Source organism: Streptomyces triticagri (assembly GCF_003429565.1).
GTDB lineage: Bacteria > Actinomycetota > Actinomycetes > Streptomycetales > Streptomycetaceae > Streptomyces > Streptomyces triticagri.
On sequence record NZ_QUAK01000177.1, the window covers coordinates 1 to 5,909 of the forward strand.

7 protein-coding genes are annotated in these 5,909 nt (G+C 72.7%); 4 read left to right on the forward strand and 3 right to left on the reverse strand.

What is annotated here, in order from left to right:
• Window positions 1-438: Rieske (2Fe-2S) protein (locus tag DY218_RS35435; protein WP_233521903.1), on the forward strand; the 438-nt coding region annotated here is incomplete at its 5' end.
• A 10-nt stretch (window positions 439-448) separates the two neighbouring features.
• On the opposite strand, the gene DY218_RS25865 is transcribed toward DY218_RS35435, so the two are convergent.
• The gene (locus DY218_RS25865) at window positions 449-1,093 is read right to left on the reverse strand and encodes a cysteine hydrolase (RefSeq protein ID WP_128558547.1); all 645 of its coding nucleotides are present in this window, start codon (window positions 1,091-1,093) and stop codon (window positions 449-451) included.
• Between the two features lie 188 nt (window positions 1,094-1,281).
• On the opposite strand from DY218_RS25865, the gene DY218_RS25870 reads away from it, so the two are divergent.
• The gene (locus DY218_RS25870) at window positions 1,282-1,752 is read left to right on the forward strand and encodes a pyridoxamine 5'-phosphate oxidase family protein (RefSeq protein ID WP_128558548.1); all 471 of its coding nucleotides are present in this window, start codon (window positions 1,282-1,284) and stop codon (window positions 1,750-1,752) included.
• Window positions 1,753-1,780: 28 nt separating this feature from the next.
• Here the strand turns inward: DY218_RS25870 and DY218_RS25875 are convergent, their stop codons facing one another.
• Entirely contained in the window at window positions 1,781-2,683 is a 903-nt protein-coding gene (locus tag DY218_RS25875) for a LysR family transcriptional regulator (protein ID WP_128558549.1), read from the reverse strand.
• A 73-nt stretch (window positions 2,684-2,756) separates the two neighbouring features.
• On the opposite strand from DY218_RS25875, the gene DY218_RS25880 reads away from it, so the two are divergent.
• Window positions 2,757-3,812: an EamA family transporter gene (locus DY218_RS25880; protein ID WP_128558550.1), complete on the forward strand. Its 1,056-nt coding sequence runs from the start codon at window positions 2,757-2,759 to the stop codon at window positions 3,810-3,812.
• A 15-nt stretch (window positions 3,813-3,827) separates the two neighbouring features.
• Here the strand turns inward: DY218_RS25880 and DY218_RS25885 are convergent, their stop codons facing one another.
• Window positions 3,828-5,159 (reverse strand): aminotransferase class I/II-fold pyridoxal phosphate-dependent enzyme, encoded by a 1,332-nt coding sequence (locus tag DY218_RS25885; protein WP_128558551.1) that lies wholly within the window; start codon window positions 5,157-5,159, stop codon window positions 3,828-3,830.
• A 23-nt stretch (window positions 5,160-5,182) separates the two neighbouring features.
• Here DY218_RS25885 and DY218_RS25890 point away from each other — a divergent pair, with 23 nt between their 5' ends.
• On the forward strand, window positions 5,183-5,860 hold the full coding sequence (locus tag DY218_RS25890) for a pyridoxamine 5'-phosphate oxidase family protein (RefSeq protein ID WP_128558552.1): 678 nt from the start codon (window positions 5,183-5,185) through the stop codon (window positions 5,858-5,860).
• The last annotated feature ends 49 nt before the right edge of the window (window positions 5,861-5,909 follow it).

The following is a 5,909-nucleotide window of genomic DNA, read 5'->3' on the forward strand; positions in this document are numbered from 1 at the left end:
CTCACCGCAGCGCTCGGCGCCTGCAGCGACGGCGACGACTCGGGCGGCTACGGCGGGGGCGACGCGCCCGCCGACCAGGAGCCGGACACCGGGGGCGACGCCCCGGAGGGCCAGGACGGCGGGGACTCACCGGACGGTGGCGGCGCGGGCGGCGCCGTACTCGCGCAGACCGCGGACATCCCGGAGGGCGGCGGGATGGTCTTCAAGGACGAGGGAGTGGTGGTCACCCAGCCGACCGCGGGACAGTTCCGGGCCTTCTCCGCCAAGTGCACCCATCAGGGCTGCGCGGTGCAGGACGTGTCCTCGGGCACCATCAACTGCCCTTGCCACAACAGCAAGTTCGACGCTTCCGACGGCAGCGTGCAGGGCGGGCCGGCCTCCCGGCCGCTGCCCGCGGCCAAGATCTCCGTGTCGGGCGAGGCGATCCGCCTCGCGTGAGGGCTGCCGCTCAGACGCCGCCCCGGTGCTGCCGCCACACTCCGAGCACGTCTTCCGTGGCGGTGACCGTGGCGACCAGCGCGAGCGTGTTGCGCACCACCGCAGGCACGTAGTCGGCGGGGACGCCGGCGATGGCGTCCTCGGGGACGACGGCGGTGTAGCCGAGATTGACCGCGTCGAAGACGGCGTTGGGGATCGCCACGTTCGCCGACACACCGGTGACGATCAGGGTGCGGCAGCCCAGATTGCGCAGCAGCGCGTCGACGTCGGTGCCGGCGATCGGTGACAGGCCGTGCAGCCGGCGGACCACCATGTCGTCGTCGGTGACCTCGATCGGTGCGGCGACCCGGGTGGCGCGGGTGCCGGGGTACTGGTGGACCGGCAGCCGCTCGGCGGCGCGGAACAGTCGGGCGTTGCGGCTTGCGCCGCGCCCGTCCGGCCGGCGTTCCGCCACCGCGTGCAGGACCTGGACGGAGGCGTGGTGGGCGGCGTCGACCAGCCGCGCGACCCGGTCGAGTGCGCCCGATGCCCGGGCCTGCTCGGCCAGTTCGGGAAGCGCGCTGTCGGTGCCGACCACACCCTCCTGGCATTCCACGGTCAGCAGTGCGGTGGTCGCGGGGTCGAGCAGTTTCCTCAAGGTCTCGGCCGACGACATACGTCCTCCCTTCGACGGCCCCGAGCGGCAAGGGACTTCGGGCCCAGGCGGCGGCCGGGGAGCGGGATGCCGCGCGAGGCTAACGCCCATTGCGCCGGGACGGAAGACGATCCATGATTCTCTGACGAATCATCAGAGACGGCCGGTGTGGCACCTTCACGGGGCACACCGCCGGTGAGGAGGTCCGGATGGCCGCCACCGCCCAGCGCAGGGGCCGCAGAATCATGATGACCCCCGAGGAACTGGACGCCTTCCTGGCCGAGCAGCGCACCTGCCGGGTCGCGACGGTCGCCGCGGACGGCACACCGCACGCCAGCACGCTCTGGTTCGTCTGGGACGGCACCTCGCTGTGGCTGTACTCGATCACTCGCAGCCGCCGTTGGGCGGATCTGCGCCAGGACGGACGGATCGCGGTCGTGGTGGACAGCGGTGAGGAGTACGGCGAACTGCGGGGAGCGGAACTGTCCGGCCGGGTGGAGTTCGTGGGCGAGTCACCCCGTACGGGCGAGGACTGTGCCGAACTCACGGAGCCTGAGCGGCTGTTCGCCCGGAAGAACTTCGGGCTCGACACGATGCCGCACGACGGCCGGCACGCCTGGGTCCGGCTCACCCCGGACAAGGTGGCCTCCTGGGACTTCCGCAAGCTGGCGGGGCTGTAGCACCCGGCCGGCCGTCAGGGGTCGGGCCTCAGGCCACCGCCTCCCCCGCCGTGCGCAGTGCCTCCACCGCCGCCCGGATCGACGGGCGGCGGTCGGCGTCGGCCCGCCAGACCGCGTAGATCTGCCGGCTCATGCCGCGCCGCAGCGGCACCACCCGTACGCCCGCCGGGAGCGGACCGCGGCCGAGTCGCGGGGCCACGCACACTCCCAATCCTGCTTCCACCAGCGCGAGTTGGGTGTGGTGCTCGCCGGCCGCGTGCGCGATGCGCGGTTCGATGTCCTTGGCGCGGAGCGTGAACATCAGCCAGTCGTGGCAGTACTCGCCGGCCGGCCAGGAGATCCATTCGTCGTCCCCGAACTCCTCGAGGCGCGCCTCGCTGCGCCCGGCGAGGGGGTGCGCCGCCGGCAGGGCGACGTCGGCCGGGTCGTCGAGCAGTGCGGCCTTGGCCAGGCCGTCGGGGACCGGCAGCGGTTTGTTGTACCAGTCGAGGACGACCGCGAGGTCGATGTCCCCGCGCACCACCGCGCGGGCGCCGTCCTCCGGCTCCATCTCCTGGGAACGGACGCGCAGCCCCGGGTGCGCGACGCGCAGCGCGGCCAGAGCGGTCGGGAACAGTCCGCGCGCCGCCGTGGGGAAGGCGGCCATCCGCAGCTCGCCCACGGCCCGACCGCGCTGCGCCTCCAGGTCCGATCTGGCCAGTTCGACCTGGGACAGGATGCGCTCGGCATGCTCGGCGAGCAGCCGGCCGGCGTCGGTGAGGCGTACGCCGCGGCCGTTCTTCACCAGGAGCTGCTGTCCGACCTCGCGCTCCAGTTTGGTCATCTGCTGCGAGACCGCCGACGTGGTGACGTGCAGCCCGGCGGCGGCTCCGCTGACCGAGCCGTGCCGGGCGAGGGCGTCGAGCGTACGCAGTCGCTCCAGGTTCAACATGTAAGCGATGCTAAGCGATGGGTGGGACAGATTCTCGCTTGTGCTAAGAAATCGCGCCCTCCATGGTGGGGACATGGCCTCCACCCCCTCCGCGCACGCACCCTCCGCTCCTTCCGCGCACGCACCCTCCGCTCCTTCCGCGCACGCGCCCTCCGCCACCGCCGCACCGACGCCCTCCACCGAGTCCGGTACGCCGGGCGCCCGCTCCGCGCGCGGCGTCCGCCCCGGCGACGCCCGGCCGCGCCGGGCCGCCGTGGACTGGCGGATCCGGTTCGCCGTGCTGTCCCTGATCTGGGGGTTCAGCTTCCTGCTCATCAAGGTGGGCACCGAGGGCTACGCACCCTTCCAAGTCACCTTCGGCAGGCTGTTCTTCGGCTCCCTCGTGCTGGTCGCCACGCTGGCCTGGAAGCGCGAGCGACTGCCGCGGCGGCTGCGCACATGGGGCCATCTGACCGTGTCGGCGCTGCTCCTCAACGCCGCACCGTTCTCGCTCTTCGCCTTCGCGGAGACATCCATCCCGTCCGCCCTGGCCGGCATCTGCAATGCGACCTCGCCACTGTGGGGCATGGCCCTGTCCCTGGTCGCCCTGTCGGAGGACCGTCCGACCCGGCGCAGGTTCGCCGGTCTGGGCGTCGGCTTCCTCGGGGTGCTGACCGTGCTCGGCGCCTGGCAGGGTTTCGACGGACTCGACCTGACGGGGGCCTCCCTGGCGCTGCTCGCCTCGCTGAGCTATCCGATCGGATGGATCTACGTCCGCCGCACCCTGGCGGGCAGCAGCGAGTCCCACCTCTCCCTCAGCAGCGGCCAGTTGCTCCTGGCCACCGCCCAACTCGCGCTCGTCACTCCGCTGTTCACGTCCGCACCGGACGGCATCCCGATGCTGCCGCTGCTCAGCGTGGTGGCCCTCGGCGCCCTCGGGACGGGCCTCGCCTTCCTTCTGCAGTACGGACTCGTGGCCGAAGTCGGCCCGACCACGGCCCAGATGGTCACGTACTTCATCCCCGTGATCGCGACGGCGGCCGGTGTGGCCGTCCTCGGCGAGACCCTGACCTGGTCGACACCGGTGGGCGCTCTGGTCATCCTCGCGGGCGCCGCCCTCACCCAGTCGAAGCGACGGACCCGCGGGTGACGGAGTGCCGCGCGGTCATTCGTAGCGGCGGACGGGTGACGCTCCGACGGCAGCCGCCAGCGTCTCGGCGATACGGTCCATGTCCGCCGGCTCGAGGCCGGAGACGGTCACCCGCACCCCGGGCTCGGCATGGATCCGGAAGCGCGCTCCGGGCGCCACGGCCCAGCCGGCGTGCAGCAGCCGGGCCACGGCGGCCGTCTCGTCCGGCACCGGCACCCAGACGTTCATCCCGCTGCGTCCGCGCGCCGCGATCCCGCGTGCCGCGAGTGCCGTGATCAGGGCCTCGCGCCGTCGTCCGTAACTCCCTGCCACCGTCTGCGGATCCACCGCCCCGCTCTCCCAGAGGCCGACCACCGCGTTCTGCGCGAGCCGGCTCACCCACCCTGGTCCCAGCCGCTGCCGGCCGCGCACCCGGTCGACGGTGACCGGATCGCCGGTCAGCACGGCGAGGCGCAGATCGGGTCCGTACGCCTTGGCGGTGGACCGGACCAGAGCCCAGTGCGTGGTGACACCGGCCAGCGGACACAGGCGGTCCGAGACGATTCCGTGCCCGTGGTCGTCCTCGATCAGGAGCACTTCGGGATGCCGTCCGAGCACCGCGCGGAGCTCCCGCGCACGCGCCTCGCCGATCGCCGCACCGGTCGGATTCTGCGCCCGGTCGGTGACGACGACCGCGCGCGCGCCCGCATGGAGCGCCCGCTCCACCTCGGACGGCAGCGGCCCGTCGTCGTCGACCCCCACCGGCACGGTCCGCAGGCCGAGGGCGGGCACCAGATCGAGCATGCCGCCCCAGCCCGGGTCCTCCACGGCGACCGCGTCACCGGGCCGCAGATGCGCGGTCAGTACCCGCTCGATGGCGTCGAGGGACCCCGAGGTCACCGCGATCGGACCGTCCGGGATGCCGTCCGCGTCGAATGCGGCCCGGGCCAGGCGCTCCAACTCCGGCTCCACATCGCTCTCCCCGTAGAGCACCGGCCGTTTGTCGGCCTGCTCGGCCGCCGCCGCGAAGGCGGCGGTCAGGGGCGGCAGCAGGTCCGGATCCGGGTTCCCCGCCGAGATGTCGCGCACCCCTGGCGGCACCTCGACCCGGATGGCGTCCCGGGCCGTACTCACCGGCCGGGCACGGATGCGGCTCCCTCGGCGGCCCGCCGTCTCGATGACCCCGCGCTCCCTGAGCGTGCGGTAGGCGGCGGCGACCGTGTTGGGATTCACCCCCAGCTCGGCCGCCACCTCCCGCATCGAGGGCAGAAGTTGACCGGGCTCCAACTGGCCGCGGCCGACCGCGGCTTCGATGTCTGCGGCAATCTCGGCTGCACGCCGCCCCGCGATCCGATAACCTTCTAGCACAATCCACATTATGCACTAGTGCAATGGAGTTCGCCATGGCCCTGGCTCAGGACGCCTATCCCGTCACGGACCGGACGAAGCCCACCCGCGGGCGGGACCGCGCCGACTACGACCGCACGCTGGTCCACTCGATACTCGACAGCGCCTACGTCTGCCATCTCGGCTTCGTCCGTGACGGCGCCCCGGTCGTGCTGCCGACGCTTTACGCGCGCGTGGACGAGCGTCTCTACGTGCACGGCTCGACCGGTTCGCGCCCGCTGCGCATGGCAGGGCAGGCCGACCCGGGGCTCCCCGTGTGTGTCACCGTGACGCACGTCGACGGCCTGGTGATCGCCAAGTCCGCCTTCCATCACTCGCTGAACTACCGGTCGGTGGTCGTGCACGGCACCGCCCATCAGGTCACCGACCGCGAGGAGCAGCTCGCGGCACTGGACGCCCTGGTGGAGCACGCGATCCCCGGACGGTCCGCCGACTGCCGCCCGGTGAACGCCAAGGAGCTGGCAGCCACCGCCGTCCTGAGCGTCGATCTGCGTGAGGTGTCCGCCAAGCTCCGCACCGGCGGCCCGACCATCGACCCGGACGAGGCCCCGCTTCCGTACTGGGCCGGAGTCGTACCCGTCCAGCAGACGCAGGGTGCCCCGATTCCCGCGGACGAGCTCGCGTCCGACATCCCGGTACCCGACTATCTGGCGGCCCCGTAGGGCATGTCCGCACAGCCCCGGAATCGGGGTGCCACGCGCGCGTGGCACC